Origin of the sequence: Adhaeribacter swui, assembly GCF_014217805.1 — a bacterium.
Lineage (GTDB): Bacteria > Bacteroidota > Bacteroidia > Cytophagales > Hymenobacteraceae > Adhaeribacter > Adhaeribacter swui.
Genome location: NZ_CP055156.1, coordinates 5,687,852 through 5,705,657, shown reverse-complemented (window position 1 = coordinate 5,705,657; position 17,806 = coordinate 5,687,852). Strand labels below are relative to the sequence as shown.

Annotated in this window: 13 protein-coding genes; 8 read left to right on the top strand and 5 right to left on the bottom strand. The window is 44.9% G+C overall.

Going from position 1 to position 17,806, the window contains the following annotated elements:
• Nucleotides 1-26 precede the first annotated feature (26 nt).
• The 4 genes from HUW51_RS23530 to HUW51_RS23515 all read right to left on the bottom strand — a co-directional run bounded on the left by HUW51_RS23530 (nucleotide 27) and on the right by HUW51_RS23515 (nucleotide 3,628).
• On the bottom strand, nucleotides 27-920 hold the full coding sequence (locus HUW51_RS23530; RefSeq protein WP_228466875.1) for a helix-turn-helix domain-containing protein: 894 nt from the start codon (nucleotides 918-920) through the stop codon (nucleotides 27-29).
• Between the two features lie 68 nt (nucleotides 921-988).
• Nucleotides 989-1,378: a DUF983 domain-containing protein gene (locus HUW51_RS23525; protein ID WP_228466873.1), complete on the bottom strand. Its 390-nt coding sequence runs from the start codon at nucleotides 1,376-1,378 to the stop codon at nucleotides 989-991.
• Between the two features lie 238 nt (nucleotides 1,379-1,616).
• Complete coding sequence (locus HUW51_RS23520; RefSeq protein WP_185272024.1) at nucleotides 1,617-2,693, bottom strand: NADH:flavin oxidoreductase/NADH oxidase; 1,077 nt, start codon at nucleotides 2,691-2,693, stop codon at nucleotides 1,617-1,619.
• A gap of 185 nt (nucleotides 2,694-2,878) precedes the next feature.
• Complete coding sequence (locus tag HUW51_RS23515) at nucleotides 2,879-3,628, bottom strand: GAF domain-containing protein (protein WP_228466871.1); 750 nt, start codon at nucleotides 3,626-3,628, stop codon at nucleotides 2,879-2,881.
• 600 nt (nucleotides 3,629-4,228) lie between these two features.
• Between HUW51_RS23515 and HUW51_RS23510 the strand changes: the two genes are divergently transcribed.
• From HUW51_RS23510 to HUW51_RS23500, 3 genes are all read left to right on the top strand, one after another.
• The gene (locus HUW51_RS23510; protein ID WP_185272023.1) at nucleotides 4,229-6,670 is read left to right on the top strand and encodes an outer membrane beta-barrel protein; all 2,442 of its coding nucleotides are present in this window, start codon (nucleotides 4,229-4,231) and stop codon (nucleotides 6,668-6,670) included.
• A gap of 328 nt (nucleotides 6,671-6,998) precedes the next feature.
• On the top strand, nucleotides 6,999-8,333 hold the full coding sequence (locus tag HUW51_RS23505) for a peptidoglycan DD-metalloendopeptidase family protein (protein ID WP_185272022.1): 1,335 nt from the start codon (nucleotides 6,999-7,001) through the stop codon (nucleotides 8,331-8,333).
• Between the two features lie 113 nt (nucleotides 8,334-8,446).
• A complete protein-coding gene (locus tag HUW51_RS23500; RefSeq protein WP_185272021.1) occupies nucleotides 8,447-8,632 on the top strand; it encodes a hypothetical protein in 186 nt (61 codons plus the stop codon).
• Nucleotides 8,633-8,747: 115 nt separating this feature from the next.
• Here the strand turns inward: HUW51_RS23500 and HUW51_RS23495 are convergent, their stop codons facing one another.
• Complete coding sequence (locus tag HUW51_RS23495) at nucleotides 8,748-9,854, bottom strand: SGNH/GDSL hydrolase family protein (RefSeq protein ID WP_185272020.1); 1,107 nt, start codon at nucleotides 9,852-9,854, stop codon at nucleotides 8,748-8,750.
• Nucleotides 9,855-10,145: 291 nt separating this feature from the next.
• On the opposite strand from HUW51_RS23495, the gene HUW51_RS23490 reads away from it, so the two are divergent.
• From HUW51_RS23490 to HUW51_RS23470, 5 genes are all read left to right on the top strand, one after another.
• Complete coding sequence (locus HUW51_RS23490; protein ID WP_185272019.1) at nucleotides 10,146-11,162, top strand: ABC transporter ATP-binding protein; 1,017 nt, start codon at nucleotides 10,146-10,148, stop codon at nucleotides 11,160-11,162.
• A 272-nt stretch (nucleotides 11,163-11,434) separates the two neighbouring features.
• Complete coding sequence (locus HUW51_RS23485) at nucleotides 11,435-12,823, top strand: Gfo/Idh/MocA family oxidoreductase (protein WP_185272018.1); 1,389 nt, start codon at nucleotides 11,435-11,437, stop codon at nucleotides 12,821-12,823.
• 232 nt (nucleotides 12,824-13,055) lie between these two features.
• On the top strand, nucleotides 13,056-15,623 hold the full coding sequence (locus HUW51_RS23480) for a DUF7133 domain-containing protein (RefSeq protein WP_394353944.1): 2,568 nt from the start codon (nucleotides 13,056-13,058) through the stop codon (nucleotides 15,621-15,623).
• Between the two features lie 192 nt (nucleotides 15,624-15,815).
• Complete coding sequence (locus HUW51_RS23475; RefSeq protein WP_185272017.1) at nucleotides 15,816-16,874, top strand: sugar phosphate isomerase/epimerase family protein; 1,059 nt, start codon at nucleotides 15,816-15,818, stop codon at nucleotides 16,872-16,874.
• 87 nt (nucleotides 16,875-16,961) lie between these two features.
• Entirely contained in the window at nucleotides 16,962-17,747 is a 786-nt protein-coding gene (locus HUW51_RS23470; protein ID WP_185272016.1) for an SDR family NAD(P)-dependent oxidoreductase, read from the top strand.
• Nucleotides 17,748-17,806 lie beyond the last annotated feature (59 nt).

The window sequence follows — 17,806 nt, the reverse complement described above, 5'->3', positions numbered from 1 at the left end:
CTGCGTAAAAACTAAATTTAACAGCGTTAAGCATTTAACCGGAACTGCTCCGGGGTTTGGCCGGTGTGTTTTTTAAAAAATCGGCCAAAATACGAATTATCAAAATACCCCAATTCGGCGGCAATCTGAGTAATGGTTAAATTGGAATGCGTTAACAACCGCTGGGCTTCTAACAATACCCGTTCCTGAATTAAGGCGGAGGTAGTTTTATTAAAAGTGTTTTTACAGGCTTCGTTTAATTGTTTTTCGGTGAGGTTTAAATTTTCGGCGTAAAAGCTAACGGGTTGGTGCTTTTTAAAGTTTTGTTCGATTAAAATTTCGAGTTGCTCCCACAGCGAATTACTCACTGGTAAGTTTGTATATTGTACTTTATAAATCCGGCTTAGCTTCACCAGTAATATCATCAGGTATTCTCTAATAACCTCGGGCCATTGCCATTCTTTGTGGGTAAGCTCTTGTTTTAGTTGGGTAACAATGTCCATTAAAGGCGTAAGTTGCTCTAGTGGAATTTGTAAAACGGGCTTTTGAAACAAACCATGGAAAAAAGGAAAAAGTCTGGGATTTTGCAGATGCTGTTGGGTCCGGTAAAAATCGAGGCTGAAAAATAAAATATGGCCACGCGTATCGTCGGACAGTTGCCAGGCGTGTACCTGGCCGGGGCTAAGAAAAAAAGCCATTTGGGGAGCTACCGGGTACGTTACAAAATCGATGGTGTGCGTACCCGTGCCTTGTGTGATTAATAATATAATAAAAAAATCGTGCTTGTGCGGTTTCTGAATAAAGGTGTGCTCCCGCAAATGGTTTTCAAAAGTATTTAAATAAAAATCTGAGTTTTTAGTTGTAACTAACTGGTCAAAATCCTGAATCTGGTAAACGGGCAGCAATTTCTCCGGCATACGAGCTTGTTTATTCAAACTCAAATATACCACTATTCGTTATCCTATACCCTGAAAATCAACTTATCCGGTTAATTTACCTGGATTTAATTTTAACCAATAACTTTGTTTGAACCCGCATACCGTACAAATATATTAATCCAGAGTACCCGCGATAACCGGAAAGTTATGGGCAATAAACCCACTACAATAACCAGAATACTCACTAATACCATAGTAGTAGTTACCTCTTTCACTAAAAAACTTAAGCCCAGAATTACCGCCAGGAAAATAGCCGTGCTAATGGCGTAACTCACGAACATAGCGCCGTAGTAATAGCCTGGCTCCGGTTCAAAATCTTGGCCGCAGCAAGCGCAATTTTTATGCATATCGGCAAAACGCCGGCTGTACAAAGTTCCTTTCGGAAACATTTTTCCTTCCCGGCACCGGGGGCATTTCACGGTAATTATACTGTTTAACCAGGAATATTTATAGCTGTTCATAATTGTTAACTTTGAGTTTAATGGTGCCACAAAGTTACACTACCTAAACAGCCAAAGGTGGGACAAAAACTACCTTCTGTGGTACATTTTTACCGATAAATAAATCCGCTTTATACAAAAAAAGTACCCGAAAGTTGCGGCAGTAGGCCCCTCACTTTTCAGGTACTTCTGTCATTTTATTTTTAAATAATGCTCCGGGAGAAGATAATTTTAAAAATAGTTGATTCGATAGTTTGGCTTACCGGGGTTTTGCCCGTTCGTATTGTACCGGCCAGGTAATAGGTTGGCGCAGTTCCGAGGCGGCGGTTAAGCCAAAATATGGATCGCGCAAAAATTCCCGGGCAATAAATACCATATCGGCTTGTTCAGTCCGAATAATATGGTCAGCTTGTAGAGGAGAAGAAATTAAACCTACGGCGCCGGTTAAAATACCAGCCTGGTTCCGGATGGCTTGGGCAAAAGGGGTTTGGTAACCTGGTCCCGGTTTAATTTGCTGCACCGGCACGTTCCCGCCCGAAGAACAATCAATCAAATCAACGCCCAAAGTTTTTAGCTGCCGGGCAAGTTCAACGGAGTCTTCCAGGCGCCAGGAGTTTTCGTCGGGTACCCAGTCGGTGGCTGATAAACGCACAAACAAGGGTAAATCGGTGGGCCACACTTCCTGCACGGCCTGCACTACTTCCCGCACAATACGGGTGCGGTTTTCAAAAGAACCGCCATAGTCGTCGGTGCGGGTATTGGTAAGCGGCGAAACAAACTCGTGCAGTAAATAACCGTGCGCCCCATGAATTTCAATTACTTTAAACCCGGCTTTTAAGGCCCGGGCTGCCGCCGATTTAAAATCCAGAACTACTTGTTTTATTTGCTCAGTGGTTAATTCCTGCGGTGCCGGCGTGTCGGGATTAAGGGCTATAGCGCTCGGCGCCATTACGTTATCCCAGCCACCTTCGTTGGTCGAAAGGTGCTGGTTACCCGTCCACGGCGAACTTTTGCTGGCCTTACGACCCGCGTGGGCTAATTGCACGCCCGCTAACGAACCTTGCTGGTGAATAAATGCGGTAATTCGCTGCAAAAAAGTAATGTGCTCGTCTTGCCACAAACCCAGATCGTGCGGCGTAATGCGGCCCTCCGGGTTTACGGCCGTAGCTTCGGCAATTACTAAGGCAGCTCCCCCAACGGCCCGACTGCCTAAATGTACCAGGTGCCAATCGTTGGCAAAACCATCCGTGGCCGAATACTGGCACATCGGCGACACCACAATCCGGTTTTTAAAAGTAAGGGATTTTATAGTAAGCGGATTAAATAAATGATTCATGCTAAAAAGCTTTAAAAGAACTACGAAAGCTTTTAGCTGAAATTTAACAGAAAGGTTGTTCTTTTTTTTTATTTTGTTCTTTGGGATAAGTAAATTCCTGTAAACCAACTTTGCTGGGTAGCAATTTCTGAAATTTTTAATTTTTAAATTTTTAGAATTATTATGGTAATTGGGTAGCAGGATACTTAAGCATCTTGGTTAATGGTGGCGTGAATATTTTTTAAATGCGCGAGGTTCTCTTGCAAAAATTGGAGGCTTTTATTCTCAAAACAATGCTGGTCCTGGGCATTCTGCGAAAGATGTTGTTCCGCGTGCTCTAACTTAGTAATGGCTTCGGGTAATTGCGAATTCACGAATAACATTAATTCGTCTAGCTTTTGATTTGCCGCGTGTAGCTGTTGTTTTTCCTGTTCCAGTTCTTTCTTTTTCTTTCGAAGTTCAAAATGAGCCACTACTTGTTCCGATAAGGTAGCCAAGGCTAACTTCTGCGCTTCCGAGAGTTCGCGTGGCTCCGTATCAATCACGCATAAAGTTCCAAGGCGATGTCCTTCCGAGTTAACTAAAGGAGCGCCAGCGTAAAAGCGGATATTTGGATTACCAGTAACTAAAGGATTACTATAAAACCGAATATCTTCTAAAGCATCTGGAATTTCTAAAACATCATCGCTTTCAATGGCAAACTGGCAAAAAGAGTGGGAGCGGGGAGTTTCTGAAATAGGGAGCCCCACTTTGGCTTTAAACCACTGCCGGTTATGCGTAATTAAGCTAATCAAAGAAATGGGGGTACCGCAGATGTAGGAAGCTAAAGCAACTAAATTATTATACTGTTCCTCATCTTCAGTATCCAGAACTTGGTATTCGTCGAGGGCCTGCAATCTTTTGGTTTCGGGATCAATGGTAGACGAAGCACCCATATTGGGGTAAAAAGTACTCATAACAACAACCTTTCGGGTAAATAGAACAATTTAAAGAATAAAAAAAGATAAGTAATTTATAAATAATGCTTTAAATATCAAAATGAACGTGGCAAAAGTAAGCATTTATGAATAAAAGACTGCTGCGGCAAATACTTAAATTAGAATTTTAACTTTAAATTTAAATAATAAATCATAAAAGCTATTCAAAATCCCACATACCAAATTCTTTAAATATTAAATCAAATGATTACTGATGCACCTTTGTAAAGATGCATTCTCCATATAAAATCCTGCTTCCTTCTATTTTATCTTTCTTTTCTTCATAACTAAAATATCTCTGTTTTTAGGTATTTCTCCTCACCAGAATGGCTGCTGTTTCAAGGTCTATATAAATATTTTCAAAAAATTTTATGCTAAAAATGGCTTAAATCAAGCTTTTAGCCTCTTTTTGTAAGTATATAGAACTATTTTTTGCTTGGTACCTTGCTTTGCATAGTACCTTAGATTATATTTGTCTCATTCTTCTACCTGAGGCCGCAAAATCAATTTAAGAGCTTCAGAAAATTTAAGTGATAAACTCTATAATACTGGAATTGCAAAGCTTTACATCTTAAAACCATGAAAAATGTATTTAAACTTTTACTCCTGACCTATATCATCATCATAGTAGGTCAACCGCCGGTAGTGGCGCAAACCGCTGCGGAGATAACCGGAATCTTAAAAGATGAAAAAGGCAGTGCCATTGGTTTTGCCAACGTAGCGGTATTGTCGGCTACTACCAGCGCCATTGTTACCGGCACTGTTTCAGAAGAAAATGGAAGTTTTAAAATTAAGTTATCGGCGGCCGGTAACTACCGTTTGCGGGTAAGCGCTGTGGGCTACACAAGCTTAGAAACGCCAGTTTTTGAATCTAATCCCGGGAAAAATTTGGGGGTTCTAACTTTAAAAGAAGACACCAAGCTGTTAAAAGAAGTAAATGTGCAGGCTTTGCGCCCCAACATTGTAAACCACCCCGATAAAATGGTAGTGAGCGTAGAAGGAACAGCGCTTTCTTCGGGTAATACCGCTTACGAAGTACTGCTCAAATCGCCGGGTGTGTTCGTAGACCAGGACGGCAACATTCAGCTAAACGGTAAATCGGGGGTACGTATCATGATCGATGGTAAATTAACCTACTTATCGGGCAAGGAACTACAAACCATGTTGCAAGGTATGGCTGCCGAAAATTTAAAAGATCTGGAATTAATCACCAACCCCTCTTCAAAGTACGATGCCGAGGGTACGGCCGGAATCATTAACATAAATTTAAAAAAGAATATCATGCGGGGGATGAACGGCAGTTTATACGCCGGCTACCAGTACAACAACTGGCATGCGTATTCTACCGGAGGCAATGTAAACGTTAAAAAGGGCAAATGGAATTCGTTTGTGAATGCCGACGTAGCACGCCGCATATTTATCCGGGATGCCAACCTTTACCGCGAGTTTAATACGCCCGAAAGCAGCACTAAATTTACGCAGTCAGCCAAAGAAAAAGCAATCCGGGTAGCACCCTCAGTGCGGTTAGGTACGGACTACGATTTAAATAAAAACCACAGTGTGGGGGTAATGGCCAACGTGGTGTATCAGGATATGAACAGTAACTTTAATTCCGATTTAGTAGAAAATCATCCCAATCCGGCTAATAATAAATTAGTACGTAACCGGAACTTAATCGATGGTACTTTTGCTAACGCCACCCTGAATGCGCACTATTTAGGTAAGTTGGATACCCTGGGCACCACCTTAGCCGCCGACCTAGATTACGTGCGGTTATACGACCGTGATAAAGCCACTTACGGTAACATCTTTACTTATTTATCCGGAGCCCGGCCCGATAGCCTCGTGGATTTAGCCAGCAATAACCCCAGCACTTTTAGTATTTATTCGGCCAAAGTAGATTATACCAAACCCTTTACAAAAAATACCAAGTTAGAAGCCGGAGCTAAAGCCAGTTACGTTCAATCGGATAATGAATTGCAGTTTTTTAGATTAGCCGATGAGCAACGGTATTTAGACGAAAAACGCAGCAACCATTTTTTGTACCGCGAAAACATTTACGCCGCTTACGCAAACTTTAGCACCAACTTGGGTGAAAAATGGAAAGTACAAGGCGGTTTACGCGCCGAGAAAACCGTGGCCGAAGGCAAATCTATTACCAAAGATTCCGTGAATACCCGTAATTACCTTAACTTGTTTCCGAGTTTGTTTGTGATGCAGCAGGTAAATAAGAACTACAAAGTTACTTATAATTACAGCCGCCGCATTAACCGCCCGTACTACGGCAATTTAAATCCTTTTATCTTCTACATCGATCCGTATACCTCGGCGCAGGGTAACCCGTATTTACGTCCGCAGTACACGCATTCGTTTCAGGTAACGCAATCCGTGAAAGATACTTATATTTTAACCATAGGTTATTCTACCACCCGCGACGTAATGGCCGAAGTACCGGTGCAAAACAACCAAACCAACACCCTGGTGTTTCAGCAGCGTAACGGCGATTCGTTTAAAGATGTAAACGCCGCCTTAGTAGCGCCCATAAAAATTACCCCGAAATGGGACATGAACAATAACTTTACCGTGGGTTACCAAAGCTACCAAATTGCCATTCCGGAACAAAACCAAACCATTCAGAACAAACAGCTATTTACCTACGCCCGTTCTTCTAACAACATTCTGTTACCGCAGAATATCCGGTTAGAAGTAAACTTGGATTACCAAGGGCCACGAGTATATGCCGCGTATAAGATTAAACAAAACTGGGCTATGGATGCCGGTTTAAAACGGTCGTTCCTGAACAAGCAATTGGAAGTTTCGGCTAACGTTACCGATATTTTCCGGACGCGCCGCTTTGCCGGTACGGCTAACGTAAACAACAACGTAAACCAGATAAACCAGTATTTTGCCCAGCAAAGCGTGCGTTTAAACCTGCGGTATAACTTTAACAAAGGCGAAAAATTTGAAGCCAAAAAACGCAATACCAACCTGGAAGAATTAAACCGGGCCGACGGCAATTAAAATTAATTTTAAAATTAAAGGCCATTTTCTTAACTAGAAATGGCCTTTTTTTATGCTAGGTTTATAGTGAATGAATGGTTGCTGGTATTTCCTAAGGACTGTACTCTTAATGATTAGCTTTCCTCATTCCATCTAATTATAAAGGTTTTCCCGGAAATTTATTATTTAATTAAAATTTTACAATTTAGCTGTATGGGCCTCATTAGATTTACACCCGCGTTATATTGCGCAATTATTCTGTTTTATTGTATAAAATTTGATTTTTATTTCTAAAACTTAGAGCCTAGTTTTGCAGCTTGTTTAAAAATTAAACCCCGGTACCTAGCCTATGCTTCAGCAAAAAAAAGGTTTAGTTCTAATTCTTGCTTTATCTTTATTAATTTTCTTTTCGGCTGCGCAATCTTTGCAATTCAACGTCAGCCGGTTTTTGCCCCTCGATTCCCAGCCGCCCGAGGTAATTACTCCACCTGATCCCGTTAAAAATTTAAAAAAACTAGCCCCTACATTGTATGGCATTGCCACCGATTCGTTGGAGGTAGTAAATGGCGTAGTAGAAAGAGGCGAGAGCATTTCGGACATTCTGGATGCCTATAATATTTCTGCCACTACAGTTCATAATCTGGCCCAAAAAGCTAAGTCGGTTTTTAACGTCAAGCGCATTCAATCGCAACGAAATTACGTGTTGCTGCACGCCCGCGACTCGGCCCAAACGGCCCAGTATTTTATTTATGAACCCAACGGCTCGGAGTACATCATTTACGATTTACGTGATACCTTGGCCGTTACTCGCCACCAACGCGACATTCAGGTCATAGAGCGGGAGCTTTCCGGCGAAATTAAAGGTTCTTTGTACGAATCAATTTTAGCCGCGGGTGGTTCGGCGCAATTGGTAAACAAACTAGCCGATATCTATGCCTGGCGTTTAAATTTAAACCACTTACAACCCGGCGATCAGTTTAAATTAATTTTTGAAGAAAAACAGATTGATGGCAATACTTATGACTATGGTGATCTAAAAGCTGCTTTTTTTGAACATAATGGCCAACCGCTTTACGCCATAGGTTTTGATCAAGGCAAAGGCCTTACTTATTACGATCAGGACGGAAAGAGTTTTAAAAAAGCTTTCTTAAAAGAACCCCTGGAGTATACCCGCATTAGCTCGCGCTATAACCTAAAACGGTTTCACCCGGTACAACGCCGGTTTAAAGCCCACCTGGGAACCGACTTTGCCGCTCCCCGGGGTACTCCCATCCGGAGCGTAGGCGAAGGTGTTATAGTGGAGGCGGCTTATAACCGGGGCAATGGGTACTTTGTTAAAATCCAACATAATAAAACTTTTACCACGCAGTACCTGCACTTATCGCGTTTTGCCAAAGGTATCCGACGCGGCAGATCGGTAATGCAAGGGCAAACCATTGGGTACGTCGGCAGCACTGGTCTTTCTACGGGGCCGCACCTGTGTTACCGTTTATGGAAAGATGGCCGCCAGGTAGATGCCCTGCGGGTTAAATTGCCGCTGGCCGAACCCATTAACCGCAAAAACAAAGATTCTTTTATGGCCATGAAGGATGAAATTGTGAAAAGAATGGAGGCCTTGCAGCCTAACAATAAAAACGCTGATTTACTGGCTGCCGATAAACCAGCCGAAGAAAAGAATGGATAAAGTTATTGCTGAAAAATTTAAAAATTTAAAATTTACGCATTACAAATTCTTGAAGCTACCCGGAAATTAAATTTAGCCGGAGCGGGTTATAAGGTAGATTAACCTTTAAATGAATGAATTTAAGCAAGGAAGAATTAGAACATTCTTTTCAGGAAACGATAGATTTGGTGTTGGTGCACATGGCCGAACACCCCGAGGTAGCTCCCGAAAAATTTTATAGCATGGCCTGTATGCTGGAAAACTTAGGTTTTTTTAGCCCCATTCTGTACGAAGCTATTCAGACTTCCCCGAAAGAATAAATTAACTACTACCTCAAAAGAAAACCCCGGAGTTTAACTTCGGGGTTTTCTTTTGAGGTATGAGTCGAACTACGAAAAGCGAATAATGAACAACTCTCCGCTTCTGCTGATTTGGTTATTGCAGCAATTTGTTAAAAAATGGTTCTAATTCCTGCGCCAGCATAGCATGATCTTCTACGTTGGGGTGCCCGGCGCAACCGCGGGCCTGCATCGGCTGGAAGAAGAATAGTTCCACAGGTTTAGCGGTCGGGTTTAAAGCATCTATTTGGGTTTTTACGCTGGTTAAGCAGTTTTGCAAGAGCGTGCGGTTAGCCCCGTTAATCATGGGGCTGCTTAATAAGGCAATCTGTGAGCCGGGGTATTTGCTTTTTACCACTTGCACAAATTGCACGTAGGTGTTCACAAAATTGGCACTATCAAAAGGTAACCTTGCTTTTTTGCCATCGCCTTTGCTGAAATCGTTGGTGCCCAGGGCAATACTTACTACTTTGGGCGAGTACGTTTTAAAATTCCAAAGCTGCGAACTGTTCGCCTGAAAATCAGTTTTCTCGTAAACCTGCGGCATGGTGGGGCCGTCGCTGTTCCAGTTGCGGTACACGCCAATACCGCTCACGCTGCTTAAAACAAAATTTACGTTCAAGGCCCGGGCTACCCGCGGGCCGTAAGCTTGATAGGCATTGTGTTGGTCGTGGTACGCGCCCGTGCCGCAGGGCACCTCCGACGGGTCAGCGGCGGCCCCACAGGTAATGCTGTTGCCAATAAATTCAATAATCGGAGCTGTCGGCCGGGCAAGCGGCTTTAAGTTGGTACCGTTAATGGACCGGATTACGATTGGGCCCGTGTGCGCTTCGGTAGCTTTATATATCCAAAGGGTGTGTTTTCCTGGACCCGGCGAGCTGATAATTAGCGGTTCTTTGGCGTTGCCCTTTACTTTAATTCTTTTCTGATAAACGCCGTCCAGTTCGTATTGTAAGTAATCGTGGCCTTCGGCGTTAGGGATAGAAGCAAAAATGGCGCAACCCGGACCTTCAAAACTAAATCCAAAATGCGCCGCCGAACTAATTAACTCCAGGTGCTGGGATGGGTTGATTAAATACCGCCCAAAAGGTTTTAAGTCCGTGGCCAGTAAAGAATTAGAAGTTTCGCTCTTAACCTTAGGCGAAGCACAACTGGCGCATAAAAATAGAAATAAAACGGCTAGCCGGAAGTATTTTAAAAGCATACAATTTTGGGGTTATTTTTATTTGCAAGTTGAGCAGCAATCCGGATTTATACCAGCCTTACCCCAGGAAAATATTGCGGAGAATGCATTCTCCTTTTGGGCTAAATTTAAAACACAAATTAAAGCTTTTCTTGTAAGGAGTTACTCAGGCAATAACTTCTACCCAAAACAATGGTTTCTTAATTTTTTAGCATAAAATACGGCGGTATAGCTTCTAATCTAAAAAGCAGGGTTTACTTTCGGGGCAGATTAACCGCTTTTTTAAAAATTTAAAAATTTAAAAATTTACGTATGCCGGAAAAAGCAAGTGCTGTTTCTTCTGAATTCTTACAAGTATCCCGTATAAGTTTGCTGGAGACGGGGCATCAGGTGCTGCAGGATATTAGTTTTACCCAGGCCGAGTTTAGTAAGCTAGCCATTGCGGGCGAAACCGGTTCGGGCAAAAGTACTTTGCTGCAAACTATTGCGGGTTTGGTGCAGCCCAGTTCCGGTGAGGTGCGGTTTGCGCAAAAAAGAGTGAAAGGCCCGCAGGAACATTTAATTCCGGGTCATCCGGGCATTGCGTATTTATCGCAGCAATTTGAGTTGCCTCAGTTTTTGCGGGTAGAGCAGATTTTGCAATACGCCAATAAGTTAGAACCCAAAATAGTCGAAAAGCTGTACGAGGTATGTCGTATTTCGCATTTACTTTCCCGGCGCACCGATCATTTGTCGGGTGGGGAACGGCAGCGCATTGCCCTGGCGCGATTGGTGCTTTCGTCGCCCCGTTTGTTATTGCTCGACGAGCCGTTCTCGAACCTGGATGTAATGCATAAAAATATTTTAAAAAAAGTAATTGCCGATATTACCGAATTACTAAAAATCTCCTGCATTTTAATCTCCCACGACCCTCTGGATACGCTACCCTGGGCCGACGAAATTATGATTATGCAAGCCGGTAAGCTTATCCAGCAAGGTACTCCCGCGCAAATTTACCAGCAACCCGTAAACGCTTACGCCGCCGGTCTTTTCGGCAAATACAACTTAATACCTGCCGCCAAAGCCCAAGTTTTTGCCGAAACCCTGGGGCTTCAATCGCGGTCGCGCAAAAAGCTCTTGCTCCGGCCGGAAGAATTTAAAATTAGTTCTGATCTGAAAGGCGTAGGAGTTGCCGCAGAAGTAAAGAAAGTAGCTTACTATGGTTCGTACTACGAGCTGGAAGTAACGGCCTTGAAAACCGATCTGACGATAAAAGCCGAGTCCGCAGATTTTAATGTCGGCGACTCTATCCAAATTACCCTCGCACCCGAAGCTGGCTGGTACATTTAAGGGCAGTTCAGTACCTGGGGTTGTGGCTTATTTTTAAAAATTTGTCTATGGCGCCAACTGTTAAAATGAGCAATTAGTTATGGGTGAACGATTAAGCAAGATAATCTTTTCGTAAGCGCATAAACTTTCCATTTCTGTTTGTTCCATAAAGATTATTTGTATATTGCTGATTGGAAGGATGGAAATTTTTTTAAAATAGGTTTCTTGCCTGTGCTTTACTTCCTGGCTTTATTACCCCGTAGGATCAACTAACCTTAAATATATTTATTTACATGAGTGATTTTACTTTAAATCGGCGTCGTTTTTTGAAGGGAGCTTCGGCGTCGCTTGCTCTCACGGCTTTGGGAGCGCAGGGTATGAGTTTTGCCGCTGCCCCCAAAAAACCTTTACGGGTAGCTTTAATAGGCACGGGTTGGTACGGTAAAAGCGATCTGCTGCGCCTGATTCAGGTAGAGCCGGTTAATGTAGTAGCGCTATGTGACGTTGATAAAAACATGCTGGAAGCCGCCGCCCAACTGGTAAGCCAACGCCAGCAATCCAAAAAGAAACCCAAGCTCTACGGCGACTATAAAAAAATGCTGGCCGAGAACAAGCTGGATATTGTGGTAATTGGCACCCCCGATCACTGGCACGCCTTGCAAACCATTGATGCTATTAAAGCCGGCGCCCACGTGTACGTGCAAAAACCCATTAGCGTGGATGTAATGGAAGGCGAAGCCATGGTGGCTGCCGCCCGCAAGTACAACAAAGTAGTGCAGGTAGGAACCCAGCGCAAAAGCACGCCCCATTTAATTGATGCCAAAACCAATATTGTAGATGCCGGCTTACTCGGTAAAATATCGCACGTAGAAATGTGCTGTTATTTCCATATGCGCAACAACGGCAACCCGCCGGAGCAACCCGTACCCGCTTTCCTGGATTATGATATGTGGACCGGTCCGGCTCCTTTACGGCCTTACGATGGTTTGCCGCACGTGCGCTGGTGGCGTACTTTTATGGAATACGGCAACGGCATTGTGGGCGATATGTGCGTGCACATGCTCGATACTGCCCGCTGGATGCTAAAATTAGGCTGGCCCAAAAAGGTAACTTCTACCGGCGGCATTTACGTGCAAAAAGAAGGTAAATCCAATATCAGCGATACTCAAACCGCCTTGTTTGAGTTTGATGACCTGAACTGCGTATGGCAGCACCGCTCTTGGGGTGGACCGGCCAATCCGGAGTATCCGTGGTCGTTAACCATTTACGGCGATAAAGGTACCTTGTTTGCCTCTACCATGCAGTACGATTTTGTGCCCGTCGGGGAAAATGCCGATAGTAAAAAAATCCACAAAGACGTGGTGTACGAAAAAGAAAAGTACCCCGAAGATTTAACCGAACCCACCGAACCCAAAATAGAATTAAACGCGGCGCCGGCTACCCGCCTGCACATGCGCAACTTCCTGGAAGCTATCGAAAAAAACAGCCGCCCCGTAGCTGACATCGAAGAAGGTCATATTTCCACGGCTAGTTGTATTCTGGCCAATATCTCCATGAAAATAGGTCGACCGGTAGTGTACGACCCGAAAAAGCGGGAGATAGTAGGAGATGCCGAGGCCACTGCTTTGCTCAAACGTGATTACCGGGCACCTTACGTGCACCCGGATCCGGTGCGGGTTTAACTAGCTTTATACCCAAAAGTTTAAAAAATCCTAAAACCAGCCGGTTTGCTCTGCTATGTATGCCGGCTGGTTTCCCGGATTTAATTTCTAGCTGCATTTAAGGTTTTGCTTTTCGCGTCATCTTAGCTTTAAAATAAAACCTAATTCCGGTTATCCGGCTATTCTTTTTGCTTTCGCCTTTTTGCCATTTATCAATATTGGTTACTAGTTCAGTTAAGCCGGACGAGGTGTTATGTGGAAGCTTTTTTTTAAAATTTTTTTATTTCAGGCCGGCCTGATGGGGCTGATAGGCTGCGCCAATCCGGGCGTGAAGAACAAACCGGACGAAGGCCCTTCGCCGCCATTGACGCCCGCGGAAGAACTTCGTACGTTTCAACTGGAACCCGGTTTAAAAATTCAACTGGTTGCTTCGGAACCGATGGTACAGGACCCGGTGGTGATTACTTTTGACCCGGATGGCCGCCTCTGGACAGTAGAAATGCGCGGTTTTATGCCCACCATCGACGGGGCCGGCGAACAGGAGCCGATTGGCCGGATATCGGTACTGGAAGATACCAACCTAGACGGTATAATGGACAAAAGCACCATTTACCTAGATAGTTTAGTCATGCCCCGGGCTTTGGCCCTGGTGCCCGGCGGCGCTTTAATTGCCGAGAACGGCGCTTTGTGGCTGACCCAGGATCAAAACCAGGACTTAAAAGCCGACTCCAAAACCTTACTCGATTCGGTTTACGCGGGCAGTCCTTTGCCCGAACATTCCGGCAATGGCTTGTGGCGCGACCCGGATAACTGGTACTACAATGCTAAATCTAGGTTCCGGTACCGCTTGCTGAATGGTAAATGGGAACGCGACAGCACCGAGTTTCGGGGGCAATGGGGCATCAGCCACGACGATAAAGGCCGCTTGTATTACAACTATAACTGGTCACAGTTACATGCCGATTTAGTGCCGCCCAACTATCTAAACCGTAACAAAAATCACAAACCCACCACCGGCATTGATCATGGCCTTACCGTAGACCGGCGCATTTACCCCATCCGGCCTAACCCGGCCGTAAACCGGGGCTACATTCCCGGTACTTTAGACAAAGAAGGAAAATTGTTAGAATTTACGGCGGCCTGTTCGCCGCTGGTTTACCGGGGCAATGCATTACCGCCTGAGTTTTACAGCAACGTGTTCGTGTGTGAACCTTCGGGTAATTTAATCAAGCGCAACGTGGTGGAGGAGAATGGCTTGCTGCTAACCGCCAACGACCCGCACCCGGGCAAAGAATTTTTAGCATCCACGGACGAACGCTTCCGGCCGGTGTACCTGGCTAATAGCCCCGATGGCGCTTTGTACGTAGCCGATATGTACCGCGGTTTGGTGCAGCACGGCGCTTACATAACACCTTATTTGCGGGAACAAACCTTAATGCGGAAACTCGTGCAGCCCGTGCACCGGGGGCGCATCTGGCGCATCGTGCCGGAAAACTGGAAGCCAGGCAAACTCCCGAAACTAGCCAATCAATCTGCCGCCGAGTTAATTCCTTATTTATCGCACGGCAATGGCTGGTACCGCGATGTAGCCCACCGCTTACTCGTAGAGCGCAACGATCTAAGTGTTGTTCCGGCACTAGAAAACTTAGCAACTAACGGAACAAATCCGCAGGGCCGCTTTCACGCTCTCTGGACTTTAGAAGGATTAAAAATGGGCAAGCCCGAGGTGTTGCTTCCTTTAGTTTCTGATCAAAACCCGTTGGTAAGCACGACAGCAGTCCGGTTACTTGAACCACTGGCCAAAGCTGATATAAACGTACAGGCGCAATTCGAACAGAAATTGCTGCAGGTAATAACAGAGGCTCCCCCGGAACAGGTCTTGCAGATAGCGCTATCGGCTCCGGCTTTAAAACCAGAAGTAGCGCATTCTTTATTAACTACCATCAGCCACAAGTACGCCGAATCTGCTTTAATGCGCGATGCGGTGCTGAGTAGTTTGAGTAACCAGGAATTTGATTTTTTAAAAAATCTGTGGCAAGCGCCCAATTGGCAAACCGCCAGCCCTGCCAAAGAAATATTTTTAGAAATGCTGGCTACCGCTATCATCCGCAAACGTGAGCTAGCCGAATTAACCAGTTTGGTGGCTTTACTGGATAAACAAGACCAAGCGTTTAGCTGGCGGCATAAAGCCGTCATCACCGGTTTATCCATGGGGGGCGGCAAGGCTATTGTAGCGCCTATTAAACTTACCATCGCACCCGCTATTCTGCAAAAAGCGCAAGGTAAAATAGAGCCGTCCCGCTTAGATGCTTTCTCGGCATTGTTCCAGTGGCCGGGCCACAGTGCCGCGGCCAATATCAATACTGCGATTAAAAAGAACGTCCTGAACGAAGAGCAACAGCAATTATTTGCCCTGGGGCGGCAACATTACTTAACCACCTGCGCCGGCTGCCACGGCACCGATGGCGCCGGCATGAATCGTTTTGCCCCACCGCTGGCGGGCTCCGATTGGGTTTTGGGCGATGAGAAACGCTTGGCCTTAATTGTATTGCACGGTATGGAAGGACCAGTAGAAGTAGCCGGAAAAGTGTACGACAAACCCGAAATTTTACCCGTAATGCCGGCGCATTCTACCATGGACGATGCCGCCATTACTACTATTTTAACTTACATCCGCAATGAGTGGGGCAACAATGCCGGACCTATTGGTAAACGTACCGTTAGCTCCACGCGCTTAACCTCACAGGGCCGCGTGGTACCCTGGAAAGCCGAAGAATTAAAAAAATACGTGTTGGAAACTAAAGCGCCGGAAGCGAAATAAGGAATTTTAAATAGTGTCTTTTTAGAATTAAAAAAGCAGCAAGTTTTGCTCTTTGATATAAGTAATTTAATAAAAATACCCTGTTATTCAGTAGATAATTATTTTGTTTCGTAGCCCAATGGGCTCTTCCTGAATGGCGGTAATTTTTTATTACTGCTTTTACAAAAGTCTTTTATTAAATAAAAAATTATAATGGACAGACGAGATTTTTTACAGAAAGCTACAGTGGGCGCGTTGGCTCTTTCTTTTCCCGGAAACTTTCCCGCTTTCGCAAAAGAAGTGCCTATGGGAATTGTGGTGCATTCGTACGGCCTTCGCTGGAACTCCAAGGTAGCAAGCAATAAATATCCGGGGTTTGTTAATGCGGTAGATTTACTGGAGCACTGTCACCAGATAGGGGCGGGGGGCATGCAAGTGGTGGTAAAAGACTGGTCTGCGGATTTAACGAAGAAAGTGCGCGACCGGCGGGAAAAATTAGGCCTGTACGTAGAAGGATCCATTGGCGTACCGAATAAACCCGAAGAGGTGACCCGGTTTGAGCAGGAAGTAAAAAGCGCCAAAGAAGCGGGCATGCAGGTGTTACGTACCGTTTGTTCCAGTGGCCGGCGCTACGAAGCCTACCATTCGGCTCAGGAATTTAAGGATTTGCAAAGCAAAGCTTTGGCTTCTTTAAAATTAGCCGAGCCGGTGCTGCGCAAGCATAAAATGAAACTGGCCGTGGAAAATCACAAGGACTGGCGTGCTCCGGAGTTGGTAGCCCTTCTGAAACAAATAAACAGCGAATGGATTGGCGTAACTTTAGATTTTGGCAACAGCATTGCCTTGCTCGAAGAACCCATGGAAGTTATTCAAACCTTGGTGCCTTATGTGTTTACCACGCACGTAAAAGACATGGGCCTGGATGAATATGCCGATGGGTTTTTATTGTCGGAAGTGCCGCTGGGTAAAGGTATTCTGGATTTGCCCAAGATGTTTGCCTTGTGCCGCCAACACAATCCGCAGGTAACCTTTAACCTCGAAATGATTACCCGCGATCCCTTGGAAATTCCTTGTTTAAAAGATGATTACTGGGCTACTTTCCAGGGCGTACCCGCTACGGATTTGGCCCGTACCCTGCGCCTGGTGCGCCAGCACAAGTATGAGGCCGGTTTACCCAGAGTATCGCAGCTAAATCCGGAAGCCAGGTTAGCTGCGGAAGAAAACAACATTTTGGCTTGCCTGAGCTACAGCAAGAACACGCTAAAATCCTGAGGTTAATTACATCTGTTACCAATCAAATTTTTAAATTTTTTCATTTTTCAAAAAGTAAACACAGAAACACCAGTACTTTTCAACAGCATGAATAAAGAATTACTTCCGGGTATTAAACAATTTGATTTAAGTGGTAAAGTAGCCATTGTTACGGGCGGCTCTAAAGGATTAGGTTTAGCCATGGCCGCCGGTTTAGCCTCGGCCGGAGCCAATATTATGTTGGTAAACCGCAATGCCGACGAAGGAGCACAGGCGGCCCGGGAGTTAAATCAGGAATTTGGAGTGCAAGCCGTTTCGTTTAGCGCCGATATTACCGACCAAGCCCAAACCGAAGCCATGGCTACCAACGCGATGGCTACCTTTGGCCAGATTGATATTTTAATTAACAGTGCTGGCATCAACATTCGGGGAGCCATTGATGAAGTATCACCCGCCGATTTTAACAAGGTAATGGAAGTAAACGTGAACGGTACCTGGTTGTGCTGTCGCGCCGTAACGCCTTATCTGAAACAAAATGGCCGCGGTAGCATCATTAATTTGGCCAGTACTTTAGGGTTAGTAGGTTTATCTAACCGTACGCCCTACGCTTCCAGTAAAGGGGCGGTAGTGCAAATGACCCGGGCTTTGGCCTTGGAATTAGCGCCTTTTAACATTAATGTTAATGCCATATGCCCGGGGCCATTTTTAACCGAAATGAATTTGCCCATTGCCGATACCGAAGAAGGTAAAAAGTTTGTGGTGGGCGCTACAGCGCTGGGCCGCTGGGCCGAAATGCGGGAAATACAAGGAGCGGCTATTTTCCTGGCCAGCGATGCCGGTAGTTACATGGTGGGTTCCATGCTTACCGTTGACGGAGGCTGGACAGCCCATTAATTGGGGCCAATTCTATGGCCAGGTAAAAATTTAAAATTTTAAAAATCAGTGTAATTAAT